The sequence below is a fragment of the Bacillus sp. EB106-02-03-XG38 genome (assembly GCF_058792175.1).
Map to the genome: position 1 here is coordinate 584,628 of NZ_JBYTED010000003.1, position 18,389 is coordinate 603,016.

General features: G+C 35.1%; 23 protein-coding genes. 18 read left to right on the plus strand and 5 right to left on the minus strand.

What is annotated here, in order from left to right; all coding sequences use genetic code 11:
* Positions 1-2 precede the first annotated feature (2 nt).
* The 6 genes from AC3WTI_RS17510 (at position 3) to AC3WTI_RS17535 (ending at position 7,700) form a co-directional block, all read left to right on the plus strand.
* On the plus strand, positions 3-1,835 hold the full coding sequence (locus tag AC3WTI_RS17510) for a bifunctional homocysteine S-methyltransferase/methylenetetrahydrofolate reductase (RefSeq protein WP_097841207.1): 1,833 nt from the start codon (positions 3-5) through the stop codon (positions 1,833-1,835).
* The gene (metH, locus tag AC3WTI_RS17515) at positions 1,835-5,233 is read left to right on the plus strand and encodes a methionine synthase (RefSeq protein ID WP_087956950.1); all 3,399 of its coding nucleotides are present in this window, start codon (positions 1,835-1,837) and stop codon (positions 5,231-5,233) included. Before AC3WTI_RS17510 ends, metH begins: the two co-directional genes overlap by 1 nt.
* A gap of 18 nt (positions 5,234-5,251) precedes the next feature.
* A complete protein-coding gene (murG, locus tag AC3WTI_RS17520) occupies positions 5,252-6,310 on the plus strand; it encodes an undecaprenyldiphospho-muramoylpentapeptide beta-N-acetylglucosaminyltransferase (protein WP_087956949.1) in 1,059 nt (352 codons plus the stop codon).
* Between the two features lie 96 nt (positions 6,311-6,406).
* Entirely contained in the window at positions 6,407-6,667 is a 261-nt protein-coding gene (locus tag AC3WTI_RS17525; RefSeq protein ID WP_000817964.1) for a DUF3966 domain-containing protein, read from the plus strand.
* A gap of 96 nt (positions 6,668-6,763) precedes the next feature.
* Positions 6,764-7,156 (plus strand): nucleoside 2-deoxyribosyltransferase, encoded by a 393-nt coding sequence (locus AC3WTI_RS17530; protein ID WP_087956948.1) that lies wholly within the window; start codon positions 6,764-6,766, stop codon positions 7,154-7,156.
* Between the two features lie 55 nt (positions 7,157-7,211).
* On the plus strand, positions 7,212-7,700 hold the full coding sequence (locus AC3WTI_RS17535; RefSeq protein ID WP_142286684.1) for a hypothetical protein: 489 nt from the start codon (positions 7,212-7,214) through the stop codon (positions 7,698-7,700).
* 36 nt (positions 7,701-7,736) lie between these two features.
* On the opposite strand, the gene AC3WTI_RS17540 is transcribed toward AC3WTI_RS17535, so the two are convergent.
* Positions 7,737-8,048: a hypothetical protein gene (locus tag AC3WTI_RS17540; protein WP_048531157.1), complete on the minus strand. Its 312-nt coding sequence runs from the start codon at positions 8,046-8,048 to the stop codon at positions 7,737-7,739.
* 252 nt (positions 8,049-8,300) lie between these two features.
* Here AC3WTI_RS17540 and AC3WTI_RS17545 point away from each other — a divergent pair, with 252 nt between their 5' ends.
* Positions 8,301-8,516, plus strand: coding sequence for a DUF3912 family protein (locus tag AC3WTI_RS17545; RefSeq protein ID WP_142286685.1), 216 nt, complete (start codon positions 8,301-8,303; stop codon positions 8,514-8,516).
* A gap of 87 nt (positions 8,517-8,603) precedes the next feature.
* Complete coding sequence (locus AC3WTI_RS17550) at positions 8,604-9,011, plus strand: hypothetical protein (RefSeq protein WP_087956945.1); 408 nt, start codon at positions 8,604-8,606, stop codon at positions 9,009-9,011.
* A 154-nt stretch (positions 9,012-9,165) separates the two neighbouring features.
* Here AC3WTI_RS17550 and AC3WTI_RS17555 read toward each other — a convergent pair whose 3' ends face one another.
* From AC3WTI_RS17555 to AC3WTI_RS17565, 3 genes are all read right to left on the minus strand, one after another.
* Positions 9,166-10,560: an L-cystine transporter gene (locus AC3WTI_RS17555; protein WP_492304384.1), complete on the minus strand. Its 1,395-nt coding sequence runs from the start codon at positions 10,558-10,560 to the stop codon at positions 9,166-9,168.
* Between the two features lie 107 nt (positions 10,561-10,667).
* Complete coding sequence (locus AC3WTI_RS17560) at positions 10,668-10,910, minus strand: DUF2626 domain-containing protein (protein ID WP_000440714.1); 243 nt, start codon at positions 10,908-10,910, stop codon at positions 10,668-10,670.
* A gap of 125 nt (positions 10,911-11,035) precedes the next feature.
* Complete coding sequence (locus AC3WTI_RS17565; protein ID WP_087956944.1) at positions 11,036-11,731, minus strand: helix-turn-helix transcriptional regulator; 696 nt, start codon at positions 11,729-11,731, stop codon at positions 11,036-11,038.
* 205 nt (positions 11,732-11,936) lie between these two features.
* On the opposite strand from AC3WTI_RS17565, the gene comGA reads away from it, so the two are divergent.
* From comGA to AC3WTI_RS17615, 10 genes are all read left to right on the plus strand, one after another.
* The gene (gene comGA, locus AC3WTI_RS17570; protein WP_087956943.1) at positions 11,937-12,980 is read left to right on the plus strand and encodes a competence protein ComGA; all 1,044 of its coding nucleotides are present in this window, start codon (positions 11,937-11,939) and stop codon (positions 12,978-12,980) included.
* Complete coding sequence (gene comGB / locus AC3WTI_RS17575; protein ID WP_087956942.1) at positions 12,973-14,004, plus strand: competence type IV pilus assembly protein ComGB; 1,032 nt, start codon at positions 12,973-12,975, stop codon at positions 14,002-14,004. Before comGA ends, comGB begins: the two co-directional genes overlap by 8 nt.
* 11 nt (positions 14,005-14,015) lie before the next feature.
* The gene (comGC, locus tag AC3WTI_RS17580; protein WP_016086289.1) at positions 14,016-14,315 is read left to right on the plus strand and encodes a comG operon protein ComGC; all 300 of its coding nucleotides are present in this window, start codon (positions 14,016-14,018) and stop codon (positions 14,313-14,315) included.
* Complete coding sequence (gene comGD, locus AC3WTI_RS17585; RefSeq protein WP_087956941.1) at positions 14,312-14,767, plus strand: comG operon protein ComGD; 456 nt, start codon at positions 14,312-14,314, stop codon at positions 14,765-14,767. The genes comGC and comGD overlap by 4 nt, the downstream gene beginning before the upstream one ends.
* Positions 14,760-15,062, plus strand: coding sequence for a competence type IV pilus minor pilin ComGE (gene comGE, locus AC3WTI_RS17590; protein ID WP_142286704.1), 303 nt, complete (start codon positions 14,760-14,762; stop codon positions 15,060-15,062). Before comGD ends, comGE begins: the two co-directional genes overlap by 8 nt.
* On the plus strand, positions 15,032-15,502 hold the full coding sequence (comGF, locus tag AC3WTI_RS17595) for a competence type IV pilus minor pilin ComGF (RefSeq protein WP_142286686.1): 471 nt from the start codon (positions 15,032-15,034) through the stop codon (positions 15,500-15,502). The genes comGE and comGF overlap by 31 nt, the downstream gene beginning before the upstream one ends.
* Positions 15,499-15,870: a competence type IV pilus minor pilin ComGG gene (gene comGG, locus AC3WTI_RS17600; RefSeq protein ID WP_087956940.1), complete on the plus strand. Its 372-nt coding sequence runs from the start codon at positions 15,499-15,501 to the stop codon at positions 15,868-15,870. The genes comGF and comGG overlap by 4 nt, the downstream gene beginning before the upstream one ends.
* 174 nt (positions 15,871-16,044) lie before the next feature.
* Entirely contained in the window at positions 16,045-16,695 is a 651-nt protein-coding gene (locus tag AC3WTI_RS17605; protein ID WP_142286687.1) for a 2OG-Fe(II) oxygenase, read from the plus strand.
* 118 nt (positions 16,696-16,813) lie between these two features.
* Positions 16,814-17,311, plus strand: a complete 498-nt coding sequence (locus AC3WTI_RS17610; protein WP_087956939.1) for a shikimate kinase — start codon at positions 16,814-16,816, stop codon at positions 17,309-17,311.
* Between the two features lie 38 nt (positions 17,312-17,349).
* The gene (locus AC3WTI_RS17615) at positions 17,350-17,550 is read left to right on the plus strand and encodes a YqzE family protein (RefSeq protein WP_000106080.1); all 201 of its coding nucleotides are present in this window, start codon (positions 17,350-17,352) and stop codon (positions 17,548-17,550) included.
* Between the two features lie 67 nt (positions 17,551-17,617).
* Here AC3WTI_RS17615 and AC3WTI_RS17620 read toward each other — a convergent pair whose 3' ends face one another.
* Positions 17,618-18,250, minus strand: coding sequence for a VC0807 family protein (locus tag AC3WTI_RS17620; RefSeq protein ID WP_001073110.1), 633 nt, complete (start codon positions 18,248-18,250; stop codon positions 17,618-17,620).
* Between the last annotated feature and the right edge of the window lie 139 nt (positions 18,251-18,389).

The following is an 18,389-nucleotide window of genomic DNA, read 5'->3' on the forward strand; positions in this document are numbered from 1 at the left end:
TGGTGAAATTACTAGATTTATTATCAAAAGGAATTGTAATAGGTGATGGTGCGGTTGGAACGTTATTACATTCACATGGCTTGCAAAGCAGTTTTGAAGAATTGAATATATCTGATCCAGATTTAATTATATCGATTCATAAGCAATATGTAGCTGCTGGGGCAGATGTAATTCAAACAAATACGTACGGAGCAAATGAAGCGAAATTACGTATGTATGGCTTAGAAAATCAAGTTACTGAAATTAATAGAGCGGCAGTCAAACTGGCGAAAGCATCTGTTACAGAAAAAAATGCGATTTTAGGAACAATTGGTGGTATGAAACATATCGGAGCTGTTACGACAACTGATATGGAGCGAGAATTTATGTTACTGGAACAGGCAAGTGCATTACTAGAAGAACAGGTGGATGGACTGCTGTTAGAGACTTTCTATGATGAGTTTGAATTACTTCATGCTGTTCAGGTGTTACGAAAACAAACGAATATTCCAATTGTAGCTCAATTAGCGTTACATGAGGCAGGTACGACTCAAAATGGAAATGATGTAAATGAAATATTAAAACAGCTTTTAGAATATGGTGCAAATGTCGTTGGATTGAACTGCCAACTAGGGCCGCTTCATATGACAGAAGCTTTTAAAATGATATCGATTCCGAAAAATGGTTACTTATCAGCATATCCAAATGCAGGTCTCCCAAATTATGTGGAGGGACGTTACGTATATGAGGGAAGTCCGGCTTATTTTGAAGCGATGACACCGAAATTTATTGAGCAAGGTATTCGTTTATTGGGTGGTTGTTGTGGCACTACGCCAGAACATATTGAAAGCATGAAACGTGCTGCTCTAAATGTTACGCCTGTAATAGAGAAGGATACGATTCAAAGGCCGAAAGTAGTTCATACACACGAGAAACGTTCGAAAGCTCATGTCACTTTAGCAGAGAAAGCAAAAAAACAAACGACAGTAGTAGTGGAATTAGATCCACCGAAAACGTTAGATACGCAGCGGTTTTTTGAGGGAGCAAGAGCATTGAAAAGAGCTGGAGCAGATGCTATTACTCTAGCAGATAATTCATTGGCGTCGCCTCGCGTCTCGAATATGGCAATGGGAGCATTATTAACGAAGCATGATATTCCAGTATTGACGCACTTAACGTGTAGAGATCATAACGTCATCGGACTACAATCTCATTTACTAGGCTTATCGGCGTTAGGCATGGAAGAAGTGTTAGCTTTAACTGGTGATCCAGCACGCGTCGGTGATTTTCCAGGTGCCACTTCTGTATATGATTTGTCCTCTATTGAGCTCATTAAAATGATTAAAGAAATGAACGATGGGCGTTCCATTTTAGGGAAATCAATAGGGCCAGCAACAAGGTTTTCAGTGGGAGGTGCTTTTAATCCGCATGTAAGACATTTAAAAGCGGCGGTTAAGCGGATGGAACGGAAAATAGATGCTGGAGCGGAATATTTCTTAACGCAGCCAATTTACGATATCGCGTTAATTGAAGAAGTGTATGAAGCGACAAAGCATTTGAAGCAGCCTATTTTTATTGGGATTATGCCACTAATAAGTAAACGGAACGCAGATTTCCTTCATTTTGAGGTACCAGGTATTACGCTACCTGAAGAAGTAAGAGAGAGAATGGATGGACATGAAACGAAAGAAGCAGCAATTGAGGAAGGGATTCGTATTTCACAAGAATTGATCGACGCGGCAATGAAATATTTTAATGGCATTTATCTTATTACACCATTTCTAAAATATGAAATTACAGAACATCTTGTTAAATATGTGAGAGAAAAGCAAGAAGTGAAAGAAGGTATTAATTGATGAAATGTATAGAAGAAAAATTACAAAATAACATCTTAATATTAGATGGTGCAATGGGAACGATGATCCAGCAAGAGGACTTAACGGCGGAAGATTTCGGAGGGGAAGAGTACGAAGGGTGTAATGAATATTTAGTAGAAACAAGGCCTGATGTTATTTTAAAGATTCATAAAGCTTATATTGAAGCTGGAGCGGATATTATTGAAACAAATACATTTGGAGCGACAAATATTGTATTAAGTGATTATGAGTTGTCTCATTTAGATGAGGAACTAAATGAGAAGGCAGCGCGTTTAGCGAAGCAAGCGGTCCAAGAAAGCGGGAAGGAAGTATATGTTGCGGGAGCGATGGGGCCGACAACGAAAGCGATTAGTGTTACTGGTGGTGTGACATTTGAAGAATTAATTGAAGCTTATACGCGGCAGGCAAGAGGATTATTGAATGGAGAAGTAGATGTATTACTCGTTGAGACGAGTCAAGATATGCGTAACGTGAAGGCAGCTTATATTGGAATTCAAGCAGCTTTTGACGAACTAAGTAAGGTAGTACCTATCATGATTTCGGGAACGATTGAACCGATGGGAACGACTTTGGCTGGGCAAACAATTGAGGCTTTTTACTTATCGATAGAGCATATGAAACCATTATCTGTTGGATTAAACTGTGCGACTGGTCCAGAGTTTATGAGGGACCATATTCGTTCCCTATCTGATTTATCGGAGTGTTACATTTCTTGCTATCCAAATGCAGGTCTTCCTGATGAAGATGGACATTATCACGAATCTCCATCTTCTCTCGCTGAAAAAGTGAAGCGATTTGCTGAAGAAGGATGGGTTAATGTTATCGGTGGTTGTTGTGGCACAACACCAGAACATATAAAAGCAATGAAATCTGCGCTAGCGTCTCTTAAGCCGCGTGAACATCACGAAAGAGCTGGACACGGGGTTAGTGGATTAGAGGCACTTCAATATGATGACTCTATGAGACCGTTGTTTGTTGGTGAAAGAACAAACGTTATTGGATCACGTAAATTTAAACGATTAGTAGCAGAAGGGAAATTCGAAGAGGCTGCTGAAATCGCTAGAGCGCAAGTGAAGAAAAATGCTCATATTATTGATATTTGTATGGCAGACCCGGACCGCGATGAGATAGAAGATATGGAAAATTTCTTGGCAGAAGTTACGAAAGTATTAAAAGTACCGATTATGATTGACTCAACAGATGAAAATGTAATGGAGCGAGCTCTTACTTATATTCAAGGAAAAGCTGTTATTAATTCAATTAATTTAGAAGATGGAGAAGAACGATTTAAAAAAGTGACACCGCTTCTTCGGAAATATGGTGCTGCAATTGTAGTTGGAACAATTGATGAAGATGGTATGGCAGTAAGTGCAGAAAGAAAACTAGAAATTGCGAAAAGAAGTTACGAGTTATTAACGACGAAATATGGTATACGCCCGTCAGATATTATTTTTGATGCACTTGTATTTCCTGTAGGTACAGGTGATGAAGAATATATTGGCTCGGCGGCCGCGACGATAGAAGGGATTCGCCTTATTAAAGAAGCGTTACCAGAGTGTTTAACGATTTTAGGTGTAAGTAACATATCATTTGGTTTACCACCAGCTGGACGCGAAGTATTAAATTCCGTTTTTTTATATCATGCAACGAAAGCAGGATTAGATTACGCGATTGTGAATACGGAAAAATTAGAGCGCTATGCGTCAATTCCTGATGAAGAAAAACGTCTTGCAGATGCATTACTTTTTGAAACGACGCAAGAGACGTTAGAAAAATTTACAAACTTTTATCGCGTGGCAAAAAAGAAAGATATCGTTATCCAAGAAACATTAACTCTTGATGAAAGGCTCGCAAATTACATTGTAGAAGGTACGAAACAAGGGTTACACGAAGATTTAAGTCTTGCGCTTACAGAAGGAAGAAAACCTTTAGATATTATTAATGGTCCCCTTATGACAGGAATGGATGAGGTAGGACGATTATTTAATAATAATGAGCTTATCGTTGCTGAAGTATTGCAAAGTGCTGAAAGTATGAAAGCTGCTGTAAGTTATTTAGAGCCACATATGGAATCTAGTGATAGTGCGAAAAAAGGGAAGGTGTTATTAGCAACTGTTAAAGGTGACGTACATGATATCGGGAAAAACCTTGTTGAAATTATTTTATCGAATAACGGATATGAGATTATTAATTTAGGGATCAATGTTCGCTCGGATCGAATTGTTCAAGAAGTACAAGAAAAGAAGCCTGACATTATTGGTCTTTCTGGTTTATTAGTAAAATCAGCGCAACAAATGGTAACGACTGCTGAAGATTTAAAAGCGGCAAATATTGATATTCCAATCGTTGTAGGCGGGGCAGCGTTAACGAGAAAATTTACAGATAATCGTATTTCACCATCATATAAAGGGCTCGTATGTTATGCGAGTGATGCGATGACTGGTCTTGATATTATTAATAAGCTTCAAAAAGAAGAAGAGAGAGAGAAGATGAAACAAGATAAGAAAGAACGTCATCTTCATATCGTAACAAAAGAAGAGAAGAAAGTAGAAATTCCAGCAGTAATTGAACCCTTACCGAAGGCTGAAGTTATAGTGCCTGATTCAACAAAACGAATCGTATTACGCGATATTCCAGCCCTTCATCTCGCTCCATTTTTAAATAGACAAATGCTACTTGGACATCATCTTGGATTAAAAGGAAGTGTGAAGAAGCTTTTGCGAGAGGGAGATAAAAGAGCACATGAATTAAATGATTTAATAGACGAATTATTGCAGGAAGGACAATCTTGGTTAAAGCCGAAAGCAGTGTATCAATTTTTCCCAGCGCAAAGTGATGGACAAAATATTGTAATCTATGATCCAGAAGATCATACGCGTGTTATAGAACGTTTCACATTCCCGAGACAAGGAAAAGCACCATACCGTACTTTAGGTGATTATTTGAGGCCGATTGGAGATGAAATGGACTACGTTGCTTTCCTATCTGTTACGGTCGGAGAAGGTGTTCGGGACATTGCTGAAGAGTGGAAAGCGAAGGGTGATTATTTACGCAGTCATGCTATTCAATCGTTAGCGCTTGAACTAGCAGAGGGCCTTGCTGAAAAAACACATATGCTTATTCGTGATCGCTGGGGTATTCCAGATTCACCAGAACTGACGATGGAAGAACGTTTCCGTACGAAATATAGAGGAATACGCGTGTCCTTCGGTTATCCAGCATGTCCAGAACTTGCGGATCAAGAAAAATTATTCCGCCTTATTCATCCAGAAGAAATAGGTATTTCATTAACGGAAGGATTTATGATGGAGCCAGAAGCATCTGTAACGGCTATGGTATTTTCTCACCCTGAGGCAAGATATTTTAGTGTATTATAGTGTAGAAGGGGGAGACGTATGAAAAAAATAGTCTTTACAGGTGGCGGTTCGGCAGGGCATGTAACACCTAATTTAGCCATCATTCCGCATTTACAAGAACAAAATTGGGATATTTCTTATATTGGTTCTCATCAAGGTATTGAGAAAACGATTATAGAAAAGGAAGGCATTCCGTATCATAGTATTGCAAGCGGAAAGCTACGCCGTTATTTTGATTTGAAAAATATAAAAGATCCTTTTCTTGTAATGAAGGGTGTTATGGATGCATATGTAAGGATTCGAAAACTAAAACCGGATGTGATTTTTTCAAAAGGTGGTTTCGTATCTGTACCAGTTGTAATTGGAGGATGGCTAAATAGAGTCCCTGTTTTATTACATGAATCTGATATGACGCCAGGACTAGCAAATAAAATTGCGCTCCGTTTTGCTTCGAAAATATTTGTTACATTTGAAGAAGCTGCGAAACATTTACCGAAAGAAAAAGTAATCTATACAGGATCTCCTGTACGTGAAGAAGTGCTAAAGGGAAATCGGGAAAAAGGTTTAGCATTTTTAGGTTTTTCACGTAAAAAGCCAGTTATTACAATTATGGGAGGAAGTTTGGGCGCGAAGAAAATTAATGAAACGGTTCGAGAAGCGTTACCAGAACTTCTGAAAAAATATCAAATTGTTCATCTTTGTGGAAAAGGTAATCTTGATAAAAGCTTACAAAATGAAGAAGGATATAGACAATTTGAATATGTGCATGGAGAACTACCAGACATATTAGCGGTAACAGATTTTGTTATTTCACGTGCGGGATCTAATGCCATTTTTGAGTTTTTAACATTGCAAAAGCCGATGCTTTTAATTCCACTATCAAAATTTGCAAGCCGTGGAGATCAAATACTAAATGCAGAGTCTTTTGAAAGACAAGGATATGCTTCCGTATTGTATGAAGAAGATGTGACTGTGAAATCTCTTATAAAGCATGTCGAAGAATTAAATCAAAATAATGAGACGTATAAAACAGCTCTAAAAAAATATAATGGAAAAGAAGCAATTCAAACAATCATTCAACATATTTCAGAGGCATGATGAAACAATCATGCCTCTTTTACTAGGATGAAAGATTCCAAGAAACGGTGTTTTTATGTTACAATAACAAATGGATTAGTAGGGGAATTCCAATTAATGAAGCGTGAAAATACGAATGGATTAGGAGTGACTGTGTTGGAGCTAAGTCTCTATGAAAATACTGCACTTATTATATGCTTTGTGTTGTACGTTGGTAGTGTTATTGTTTATATTTCAAGGAAGTTTTCGCAAGAAAGAGAGCTTGAAAAATCAGAAATAACAGCTGAACTAGAAATGTTAGCTGATGAAAGTTATAAAAAACAAAAAATAAAAGAAGACCATGAGGCATCCCATCATTTAAACGCAAATAAGTTTTAAAGATGGGGATTTTTTTTGACGTTGTTCTTTATTATGTTTATAGCAAATAACGCTAAAATGGAGTTTCCCCCTTATATAATGAAGGAGTGTATATAAATGAATTTTTATATCGCCTCAGGATTCCAAAATAAACACCTTGTACGTTCTATAGCAAATGAACTGGAACATGCAGGATGGAACCATACATATGATTGGACTAAAAACGAAAGAGCAGTGAATCAAGAACAATTAAGAGAAATTGGTCAGGCAGAAAAGAATGCTGTTAAAGAAGCGGATGTGTTTTTACTTATATTAGATGGCGGAAACGGGAGCCATACAGAGTTTGGAATGGCGATTGCGCTAGAGAAAAAGATATATGTATATCATAAAAGAAATCTGCCCCAAACAACGTTCTATCATTTGCCAGAAATAAATATTTTTGAAGGAGATGCAGCTGAATTTGCATCTTATGTTGTGAATCATGTGAAATTACTACCTAAAAGGTTATAAAAGGAATCTTTTGGGTACAGTGATGATAAGAAACATATATAAAGGAGTACATAATATGAAATTAGAAAATGGATGGGAAACGAGCTTTTTAGAAGTCGTGCAAAATAGTGAACTTAAGAAAGATGCGCTGCTTAGTCAATTGCTTTGTGAGGATAGTGAAGAAGTTGAGGAGCTTGTTGATGATTATGGTTATGAAGAAATTATTAACCGCGAACATGATGAGGAATTAGCTGATATTTTAGGAGAAGAACTTTTTAGTGAGATGGAACGATACGTATTCTTATCTTCACAGCCAGAAGAAAAACTTATTTCATTCGTAAATGGATTAGGTTTTCACGTGTTAGATTGGATCGTTCTTCTTGAAACAGAATTTAGTATTGATAGTGCACATTTTACGTCAGACGCTGTGAAAATGTTAGAAAAGCGCTTTAGACAATTTCCATACATAGAGGATAAGACAATTTTTGATATGACATTTGGAGAAGCAATGGATCTGTTAGAGTCCATTACAGGATTACAACTGAAAGAAAAGATGAACGTATAATGTAAAAAAAGAACGTGAGGTAATCACGTTCTTTTTTTACATTATAATAATTTTATCATCTAGTTTTGTTTGTCCGCTAAGAAGTGCGTTTAAATATTCCACTTTTCTTATACAGGCCTGTATATGTCTTTCAACCTCTTGTAACTCTGCTTGGTGATGTGTTTCAATCGGATGAATTTGTACGTTGAATTTTTCAAATTGACTACTATATGTTATTTCTGCATAGCCGCTCATAATATCCATTTCGTTATGAAATAAAAATTGCTTCGTTTTATCACAGAATGATACATCTTGAAATCCATATACTTTTAATGCTTCAATTACTTTTTTAATCATGTTTGTATTCATTTTTTTACCCTCTTTACGAAGTTCTACTTATATATTATAACATAAAAAATTACATAGAAAGCGCTTCCAAGTGTATTTTATTATAAACTTTACGTTTCAATCACAAAAATGAAACAAAGAAAAAATAATTGTAAAGAAGGGAGGACTCTTTTATTGTTTCGTCATATATATAGAGAAATAGTGCAATGAAAGGAAATTTTCCGAGTTGGAGATCGTATTTCCAATTTGAGCGCAGTAAAAGAGGTGAAAATCTTGAACTTTGATATTGTAGGACAAAAAGCATATATAAAGGATGGACCGCATCGGAACCGAATTGGAATTGTAAAGAAATGCGAGACGAAATTAGAATCGCAGTTTGCTATTGTAATTGGAGAACAAATCATTGATGTAGAGCTAAAGGATATCGTGTTAGTTGGAGTAGATGTAGGACAATTTCATAAATGGTGCGAACAAAATGGTTATTTGTGAAAAGGACGGGCTGTGAGATAATGAAATATATGTGAGAAAAGAGAATATGTTATTGTATTCTCTTTTTCTATGTGTAAGGAGACGGAAATGAAGTATACAGAACGAGATTTTACCTTGGAGTTAAAAGAGAAGATTCAGTGCATGGAGAAGGAAATAGAGAGAATATCATTTAAACTTTTTAAAGATTATTCACATTTGTACATAGAAAAAAGCATGGAATTATTTATAGAACTCATCAGAGATAAAGAAGATCCTTTTGAAACAGGATATTCTTCATCCATTTCGATAGCTGTATTAGATGAAGAAGGGAAGATGATTGAATTTTATACAGTTCCTATCTGGGAATGTTGTAATTATTTTTTAGGAGTACCGCTTCAAATAAGGCTTTGGGGAAGTAAGTTAAGTGGTGAACTTGTTGATGAATCTTATTGTGAGATAGAGGAGGAGTTAAAGGAGCGGTTGGAAGAGTTTTTACAGTTTGCAGATGAGGAATAATAGTTAGTCCTTAGTTTAAAATTAATAGTTATTAAAAAATGAAAAATGGTATATTTTCGTTATATCTATACGTGATGCCTTATGTATAAAAGACAAAGAGAAAGATGAAAAGAACTAAAAAAGGACGCTAACAAAACTGTTAGCGTCCTTTTCATTATGAAGCAATTTCACCAGTTTTTATCTCATCTTGATTGTACGTATCTTGATCTAATTCACCAAGCCATTTACTCGAAATAAGACCTGCTGTCATAGAACCACTTACGTTAAGAGCTGTACGACCCATATCGATTAATGGTTCAACTGAGATAACAAGAGCGACAATACCGATTGGTAAGTTCATTGTAGATAGTACGATTAACGCTGCGAATGTTGCACCGCCACCAACACCGGCAACACCGAATGAGCTAATTGCAACGACAGCGATTAAAGTTAAAATAAATTGTGGTTGTAATGGATCAATTCCTACAGTTGGAGCGACCATCATTGCAAGCATTGCTGGATAAATACCTGCGCAACCGTTTTGTCCGATAGATACTCCCAATGATGCTGCGAAGTTTGCAATCCCTTCAGAAATACCAAGCTTTTCTTTTTGTGCTTCAATATTTAATGGCATTGCACCAGCACTAGAGCGAGATGTGAATGCAAATGTTAATACAGGGAATACCTTTTTCAAATATTGAATTGGATTTAAACCAGATAGAGCAATTAATAATAAGTGGATAACGAACATTACGATAAGTGCTACGTAAGACGCTAACACGAAGTTACCAAGTTTTAAAATAGCATTTATGTCGCTACCAGCAACTGTTTTTGCCATAAGAGCTAATACGCCGTATGGAGTAAGACGTAAAATTAATGTTACCATACGCATTACGATTGCATATACAGCATCAAGCATTTTCTTAAATAGCTCTGCTTGTTCTGGATATTTTCGTTTTACACCGATAAAGGCGATACCGATAAAGGCTGCAAATATTACAACAGAAATTGTTGATGTTGGACGAGCGCCTGTTAAATCAAGAAACGGATTTGTAGGCAATAGTTCTAATAATTTATCTGGAATTGTTGTTTTTTCAATAGAAGTAAATCTTTCTTCAACTAGCTTCAGACGAGCAGATTCTGCATCACCTTGTTGCAGGCCTGTTGCTGATACATCAAAACCTGCACTTGCAGCGATACCGACAGCTGCAGCGATTCCTGTAGTAAGAATTAAAATTCCGATAATAAGACCACTAATTTTACCAAGATTTTTTGTTAACTGTAATTTTGTAAAGGCTGAAATAATAGATACTAAAATAAGTGGCATAACGATCATTTGAAGTAATTTCACATAACCGTTACCGATTAAGCCAAACCAAGTATTTGATTCAATAATTACTTTAGAAGTTGGTTCATAAATAAATTGTAATATAAGACCGAATATAATTCCGACTCCTAAAGCAGTAAATACACGTTTATTAAAAGATACATGCTTACGTTGCATATAATATAATACGCCAACTAAGATGAGCATGACTGCAACGTTAATTCCGACAAGCAGTGTATTCATGTTGATTCCCCCTAATTCCAATCTGTTATATAGAATATAAGGTAATAAAACCTATAAGTCAACTAGGAAATTGCGGAATTAAAAAAAAGATGGCAAAGTGCCATCTTTTAATGTCCAGCCCCAGGGACAAGTAAAAACGTCGTGTAGTATGTAAATCCTATGAAGAAAACAGTTAAATATGCCCCAAATACGTATATATACATACGCTCTGTTAAATTTAAATAGCTTAAAAGTACGAAGAATCCTGTTTGTCCTAAAAATAGTAGTGCGGTCGAATGCATATCCCCTACGTAAAACATAACCGAGAAAATTCCAGTCCAAAAGCCGAGAACGCGAAACATGCGCTCCATGCCATCTCCCTCCTTTTCTAAAAAAAGTAAACCTCACTTCATTATAGTTTATTTTTCTTACTATTGTAAATATTCGTTCATATAAAAAGAAGCCAATTATAATTGGCTTCTTTTTATATGAGAAATTAAATTGTTAGTTTATAATTACAAGATTTACATCCATCTAGTAGACTATCGTTTCGTGTTAATTCCGTGTTAGGGAATAGGATTTCAAAAATCCCTTTCATCATATCTCCGTGCATATTACAAATTTCAGTTGGATGATGAACAGCAACTTCTTTAAATGGACAATTGTGTACATCATAGAAAATTTTCGTTCCATCTGCACTTAATTCAAATGCAGGTGATAAGCCAGCTGTTGAGAAAGCTTCTTTTGCAATTTGAACTTTTTGCTCGATTGTTAAAGCATCTTCACTCACATTTAAACGCAGCATATGTTGTTGCATTAATTCGGCTCCGAATTGTTTTCCAGTTTCGTATAGCGCTTTTTCACCAGCAGCGCCAAGGCTAAGTAAAGAATTAAATGCGATTCTTGCTAACAATTGATAATCACGGAATGGAAATTGTAATTGAATCACATCATCAGATAATACATACAATCTGCTTGGGCGTCCGCCTTTTCCAGTTTTCTTCGTTTCCGATTTCAGCATATGAACATCTTCTAATTTCGATAAATGTAAACGCGCTACGTTTGGATGAATGTCAAACTCATCAGCAATTTCTTGTACTGTTACGTAACTATGTTTTTGAGAAATATATTTATAAATGTAATAACGAGTTGGGTCAGATAATACACCTGTAATTTTTAAAGCTTGTTCCATGAGGATCTCCACCTTTATCACTTTATCCAAGATATTAACATTATAATACAGATAAACTTCCATATAGGTAATTTCAGACAATAATTCGGAAATTGTTCATAATTTCACAAACATATTTTTCCTTTTTATTCTAGTGAAAATACAAAAATACCGATTTTTCTTATAAATTTTTTCATGCTATATACATAGTGGGGAGGGAAAAATGATGAATGGAATTGAAAGTTTTGCGAATACGATTTTGAAAGAGGCGTGTAGGGTACAAGCTTCGGATTTACATATTGTGCCCCGGAAGAAGGATGTAGTGGTTCAACTGCGTATAGGGAAAGATTTAATGACGAAACACTGTATCGAAAAAGAATTTGGAGAAAAACTTGTTTCACACTTTAAATTTTTAGCATCCATGGATATAGGGGAGAGGCGGAAGCCACAAAATGGTTCATTGTATTTACAAATGGATGGAAAAGAAGTGTATTTGCGCCTTTCCACACTTCCAACCGTATATCAAGAAAGTCTCGTTATTCGTCTTCATTTACAAGCATCTATTCAGCCGTTATCTCATCTTTCGTTATTTCCAAGTACAGCGAAGAAACTTCTATCCTTTTTACATTATTCGCATGGGTTACTTGTTTTTACGGGACCGACTGGTTCAGGAAAGACAACAACAATGTATGCATTATTAGAGGTAATTAGAAAAAAGAAAACACGTCGCATCGTTACACTGGAAGACCCAGTTGAAAAAAGAAATGACGATGTATTACAAATTCAAATAAATGAAAAAGCAGGTATCACATATGAGGCGGGACTGAAGGCTATTTTACGCCATGATCCAGATATTATTTTAGTCGGTGAAATTCGTGATGAAGAAACAGCGAAAATTGCTATAAGAGCAAGTTTGACTGGACATTTAGTAATGACGACATTGCATACGAACGATGCGAAAGGAGCGATACTTCGGTTTATGGACTTTGGTATAACGAGGCAAGAGATTGAACAATCTTTATTGGCTATAGCTGCACAGCGACTTGTCGAATTGAAGTGTCCGTTTTGCAAAAGAAAGTGCTCAACTTTATGTAAATCAATGAGGCAAGTAAGACAAGCGAGTATTTATGAGTTGTTATATGGATATGAGTTAAAACAAGCGATTAAAGAGGCAAACGGGGAATGTGTCACATACAAGCATGAGACATTAGAATCTTCGCTACGAAAAGGATACGCTTTAGGATTTTTAGAAGAGGATGTGTATGTTTAAAAAAATATGGAGTTTAAGTGATCAAGTAGTATTACTGAAACGATTAGGAGAACTATTAGAAAAAGGATACTCCCTTTTACAGGCATTAGAATTTTTACGCTTTCAATTACCTTTAGAAAAGAAAGTACAATTGCAGCGCATGATTGATGGGTTAAAAGATGGGAAAAGTCTACACGATTCTTTTCATCAATTAAAGTTTCATCAGGAGATGTTAAGCTATTTATTTTATGCTGAGCAACATGGTGATATTTCTTTTGCGTTGCAACAAGGGAGCTCACTTCTTTATAAAAAGGATAAGTATAGGAAAGATATGATGAAAATAATGCAGTATCCTATGTTTTTGGCGTTCTTTTTAATAATCATGATTTTTGTGTTTAACCGCATTTTATTACCGCAGGTTGACATGGTATATAGTTCGTTTGGTTCTACAGCACCTTTACTTACAGAACAAATATTAAGTGCAATTAAGCTGCTACCCTATCTAATTATGAGCACTATTTTTATCGTCTTAATTGGCTGTAGTGTATATATATTTTACTTTCGGAAACTCCCGCATATGAAGCAGATAAAAATTATGCTTCGAATTCCCCTCATAAAAAAATTTCTTATTTTAAAGCATTCGCATTATTTCGCTACTCAATTGAGCGGCTTATTACACGGAGGGCTATCGGTACTTGAGGCTATAACAATAATGATGGAGCAAAAATATTATCCATTCTTTCAGTATGAAGCGGGCCGAATTAAACACCAATTAATTACGGGAGAACCGTTGCAAGCTATTATTGCAAAAAGTGGATATTACGAGGAAGAGCTATCTTATATTATTACGCATGGACAAGCAAATGGTAATTTGGCGATTGAATTAGGTGACTATAGCAATCTTATCATGGAGAAGATGGAGCAAAAAGTTAAACGTATGTTAGTGATCATTCAACCGATTTTATTTACGTGTATTGGAGGAATAGTCGTTCTTATGTATTTAGCAATGATTATGCCAATGTTTCAAATGATGAATTCTATTTAGGAGGTATTTACATGCAAAATGAGGAGGGATTTACCCTTTTAGAAATGTTATTAGTTATGGTCGTAATAACTGTATTATTACTATTAATTATTCCGAATGTAGTTACACAACGTTCATCCGTTGAAGGAAAAGGATGTAAAGCCTATGTGAAATCTATAGAAGCGCAAATACAAGTATACCAATTACAACATAATAAAATTCCCTCGCTAAAAGAGCTAAGTGATGAAAAATATATTACATCTGATAAGTGTCCGAATGGTGAATCCATTCATATTTCAAATGATGGCACAGTATCAAGTGGGAAACTGTGAAACAAAAAGGTTTTACTCTTTTAGAAATGCTACTCGTTCTCTTTGCAATTTCTGTGCTAAGTATGGTCATGTATTACAATGTACATTCATTATATGAAAAACAAAAAATCGAACAGTTTTTGAGACAGTTTTCAAATGATATTTTGTATATGCAACAATTAGCGATAAACCGTCAAAAACATTATACATTACGATGGTATAAAGATAGACATATGTACTATATAGGGGAATCGAGTATGAATCTTGCTATCATTAAAAGAGAATATGATAGCGATATACAAATGGATTTGAATACTTTTCCAAATCCGATGACATATAATCCGAATGGAAATATTAATAGAGGTGGTACAATTTTACTTTCGTATCGAAGTTATAAATATGAGGTTGTATTTCAGCTTGGAAGAGGGAGATTTACGTATCGTGAAATGTCAAAAAGGGTCAGTGATGGCTGAAATGCTTGTGGCATTAAGTATAGTAATGATGGCGGTATCTTTACTACTTCCGCAAACAATATTGATTATGCAAGAAAGAAAAAACATACAAATTCGTTATAATGCATTTGTATTATTAAAAAGGGAAGCAGCTTTATATATGTATGAGAATGAGGTAAAACAACAGAAAGAAAAAGTTATAAATGGAAATGTATATTACACATATTGGGGAGGAAATGAAGTTTGTGTTATGTGGAAAGATGTGAAAGGAAGAATGATGGAACAATGCTTTTATGCAGGAGAAAAAACAAATTAGAAGTTGGATTTACATTAATAGAAATGATCGTATGTTTTTTTCTGTTATCACTGTTCTTTTTACTCTTACCACGTTTAAACTTTATCGGAATAGAAAACAAACAATCGAAAGGATTAAATAATTGGGAATGGGATGTGTTTATAGGACAAGTACAATTAGAATTTCGTGAAGTATCATTTGTAGAAAAAATAGTCCCAGAAAATAAAGATAATCTTTTGCGTTTCCGCCTTCGTACTGGAGATGAAGTGACGTATGAAAAATTGAATAATCATCTTATAAGAAAAGTGAATATGCGCGGAAGAGAAGTTATATTACAAAATATTGAAATGGTTTCATATGAAGTAACCCCTCATTTGCTTTTTATAAATGTGAAAGATATGAGTGGGAAAACATATGAAGGTGTAGCTGTAAGGTATAGCGAGATGGACATAAATGTATGAGAAAACAAGATGGATTTACGATGCCAGGAACAATCATTTTTCTTGTATTATTAACTTCGTTCTTTGTATACGAAACGAATATGTTACTTATAGATAAAAAATTTTATATTGAAATAGAGCAAAAGTTTGTACTGGAGGAGCTACTAAGTCAATCGATTACAAATATAAAACAGGATTTACAACAGAAAGAACAGGAAGGTACTTTCTTCTTTCCATATGAAAAGGGCGAAGCAAGTGGAAATTACATCTTTGAAAATGATTCCATTCTCGTTTCGTTGCAGTGCAAAATTAAACAGGAAATTTTCTATAAAGTAAGCTTTCGATATAGAAAAAAGGATAAAAAAATATTCGATTGGATAGAAGGATAGTATGTGAAATATACGGATGCAAACCATAATTTCTCATTTTGCAATAAGGTATTTTTTAAAAGGAAATGGATAAATAAAACAATCGAAAGTTTAAATTTTCTCAAAAAAGAGAAAGGTAGAAAGAATATGATATATTCAAGCTATCCAAACATATTTTTTAGGGAGAATAGGGAAATGACAAATAACAACCAAATAGGTGAAAATAAGGAACAAACTATTTTTGATCATAAAGGAAATGCAATTATGACGGAAGATAGGGAAATACACATTATTTCAAAATTCGAAGAACCTCTTATTGTCGTGTTAGGAAATGTATTAAGCGATGAAGAATGTGATGAATTGATTGAATTGTCTAAAAGTAAGTTAGCACGTTCTAAAGTTGGTTCATCACGTGATGTAAATGATATTCGAACGAGTAAGGGTGCATTTTTAGACGATAATGAACTTACTACGAAGATTGAAAAACGAATTTCATCTATCATGAATGTTCCTGCGTCTCATGGAGAAGGATTACACATTTTAAATTATGAAGTGGATCAACAATATAAAGCGCACTATGATTATTTTGCGGAACATAGTAGATCAGCTGCTAATAATCGTATTAGTACGCTTGTCATGTACTTAAATGATGTAGAAGAGGGCGGAGAAACGTTCTTCCCGAAATTAAATCTTTCTGTGCACCCTAGAAAGGGAATGGCAGTATACTTTGAGTATTTTTATCAAGACCAATCATTAAATGAGCTTACGTTACATGGAGGGGCTCCTGTAACGAAAGGTGAGAAATGGATTGCAACGCAGTGGGTGAGAAGAGGCGCTTATAAGTAAAAGCGTGTATGAAACGTTTTGTTCTTCATTGTATAAGAAGAACAAAACGTTTTTTTATTAAATAATGGAATCATTCGTTATAATAACAAATAATAACGAATGATTGAGAGGAACGAACATGAAATCTATATACATAACCGGCTATATGGGAGCAGGGAAAACAACAATTGGAAAAGCATTAAGTAAAGAACTTCATATGGATGTTGTCGATACAGACAAAAAAGTTGAAGAGAAGCAGGAGAAGGCAGTTCGTGATATTTTTGCCGAAGAAGGTGAAACGGCTTTTCGAGAATATGAAAGTGAAATGTTACGTTCACTACCGAGTTGTAATGTAATTATTACAACTGGCGGTGGCATCGTTGAACGAGAGGAAAACCGAAAGTGGATGAAGGAAAATGGAACTGTCGTGTATTTATATTGTGATCCACATGTAATTGCAGAAAGACTTCGTGAAGATACGACACGTCCACTATTTCAGAAGAAAGATATAGAGGCATTTGTGGCAAAATTTGAATCGCGCCGAGCTTATTATGAAGAGGCTCATATTCATATTGATACGACGAATAAGTCTGTAAAGCAAATTATGAATGAATTAAAAGAAAAGGTTAATGCATAAAAAAGTGGACATACTAATCAAGTAGAGGTGATGATAATATGTCTACTAATGATTATGTTCGCTTTGTGACACAGCAGTTTGTGTCGTATATGGATGCTCCAAAAGAAGATCGTAAACAAAAGAAAGAACAACGCCGTGCTGAAAAAGAGCCATTTATGAATAAGTGGTTCGGTGTGATGCCGCTAAGTGCTGCTTTGTTTTATCGAAATGTAAAAGATAAAAGAAAAAAATCAAGTTAACGATTTCGTAATATGTGTAGCAAAATGAAAATCCCCTAGTAGCATCATACTACTAGGGGATTTTCATTTATTGCACGGATTCTTTTTCTTCTGTAACGGCATGTATTTTATTATTTACCCAAACAAATCCAATTCCGATACAAATGGAAATGCCCCATCCAACAGCGGTCATAATCGCTCTCATTTCACCATAGCCATCTACACCGAAAACAGAGATGAAATAAATTTTTAAGAAGCTTTTTAATATGAATTGTAGACCGAAAAATAGCGTTAAATATTGTAGTGCTGGATAGATACGACTATCACGATACAGTTCACGACTTTTATCACGGTCATGGCCTTGCAGTGCGGCAATATCTGCTGCGAAATATAACATAAGTGGTTTTTTTATAAAGATTGTACATATGACGATAATGCCGAGTACGATGTGATAATACGCATCGTTCCATAACATTCGTTCGGCTGATCCAGATAATAGATCTACCGTTGTATTAGAAATGAGTGTAATTAAAATAAAGAACCCTGTCACGTTAAACTGTTTTTCTTTTTTAAAGGTATACAGTGTATAAATAATCCCCGGAACAGAGGAGAGTAACATCGCGTAATAAGGGTCAATATAAGGTTTTGCAAATTTCCAAATGAGGAACGGGATTACGAGATAAAAGACAAGATCTAATATAGCTTTTTTATTTTGATTCATACAAATCCTCCTTAAGTCATACATATATTTTATAATATAATTTCTGAAAATTGTATAAGGTTTAATAGGAAAAGGAAAAATATATCAGTTTTTGAGGGATTAGTAGATTGAAAAAAATTGCCCCTAGCGTAGTAAGTTT

Excerpts from the sequence above, each read along its gene's own strand:
- AC3WTI_RS17615 (WP_000106080.1), top strand. The coding sequence starts at position 17,350 with ATGTCTACTAATGATTATGTTCGCTTTGTGACACAGCAGTTTGTGTCG.
- comGB (WP_087956942.1), top strand. The coding sequence starts at position 12,973 with ATGTTTAAAAAAATATGGAGTTTAAGTGATCAAGTAGTATTACTGAAA.
- AC3WTI_RS17555 (WP_492304384.1), bottom strand. The coding sequence starts at position 10,560 with ATGAATACACTGCTTGTCGGAATTAACGTTGCAGTCATGCTCATCTTA.
- AC3WTI_RS17565 (WP_087956944.1), bottom strand. The coding sequence starts at position 11,731 with ATGGAACAAGCTTTAAAAATTACAGGTGTATTATCTGACCCAACTCGT.
- metH (WP_087956950.1), top strand. The coding sequence starts at position 1,835 with ATGAAATGTATAGAAGAAAAATTACAAAATAACATCTTAATATTAGAT.
- comGE (WP_142286704.1), top strand. The coding sequence starts at position 14,760 with ATGGCTGAAATGCTTGTGGCATTAAGTATAGTAATGATGGCGGTATCT.
- AC3WTI_RS17530 (WP_087956948.1), top strand. The coding sequence starts at position 6,764 with ATGAATTTTTATATCGCCTCAGGATTCCAAAATAAACACCTTGTACGT.
- AC3WTI_RS17605 (WP_142286687.1), top strand. The coding sequence starts at position 16,045 with ATGACAAATAACAACCAAATAGGTGAAAATAAGGAACAAACTATTTTT.
- AC3WTI_RS17620 (WP_001073110.1), bottom strand. The coding sequence starts at position 18,250 with ATGAATCAAAATAAAAAAGCTATATTAGATCTTGTCTTTTATCTCGTA.
- AC3WTI_RS17560 (WP_000440714.1), bottom strand. The coding sequence starts at position 10,910 with ATGGAGCGCATGTTTCGCGTTCTCGGCTTTTGGACTGGAATTTTCTCG.
- AC3WTI_RS17525 (WP_000817964.1), top strand. The coding sequence starts at position 6,407 with ATGAAGCGTGAAAATACGAATGGATTAGGAGTGACTGTGTTGGAGCTA.
- murG (WP_087956949.1), top strand. The coding sequence starts at position 5,252 with ATGAAAAAAATAGTCTTTACAGGTGGCGGTTCGGCAGGGCATGTAACA.
- comGF (WP_142286686.1), top strand. The coding sequence starts at position 15,032 with ATGCTTTTATGCAGGAGAAAAAACAAATTAGAAGTTGGATTTACATTA.
- AC3WTI_RS17540 (WP_048531157.1), bottom strand. The coding sequence starts at position 8,048 with ATGAATACAAACATGATTAAAAAAGTAATTGAAGCATTAAAAGTATAT.
- AC3WTI_RS17550 (WP_087956945.1), top strand. The coding sequence starts at position 8,604 with ATGAAGTATACAGAACGAGATTTTACCTTGGAGTTAAAAGAGAAGATT.
- comGA (WP_087956943.1), top strand. The coding sequence starts at position 11,937 with ATGAATGGAATTGAAAGTTTTGCGAATACGATTTTGAAAGAGGCGTGT.
- comGG (WP_087956940.1), top strand. The coding sequence starts at position 15,499 with ATGAGAAAACAAGATGGATTTACGATGCCAGGAACAATCATTTTTCTT.
- comGC (WP_016086289.1), top strand. The coding sequence starts at position 14,016 with ATGCAAAATGAGGAGGGATTTACCCTTTTAGAAATGTTATTAGTTATG.
- AC3WTI_RS17610 (WP_087956939.1), top strand. The coding sequence starts at position 16,814 with ATGAAATCTATATACATAACCGGCTATATGGGAGCAGGGAAAACAACA.
- AC3WTI_RS17535 (WP_142286684.1), top strand. The coding sequence starts at position 7,212 with ATGAAATTAGAAAATGGATGGGAAACGAGCTTTTTAGAAGTCGTGCAA.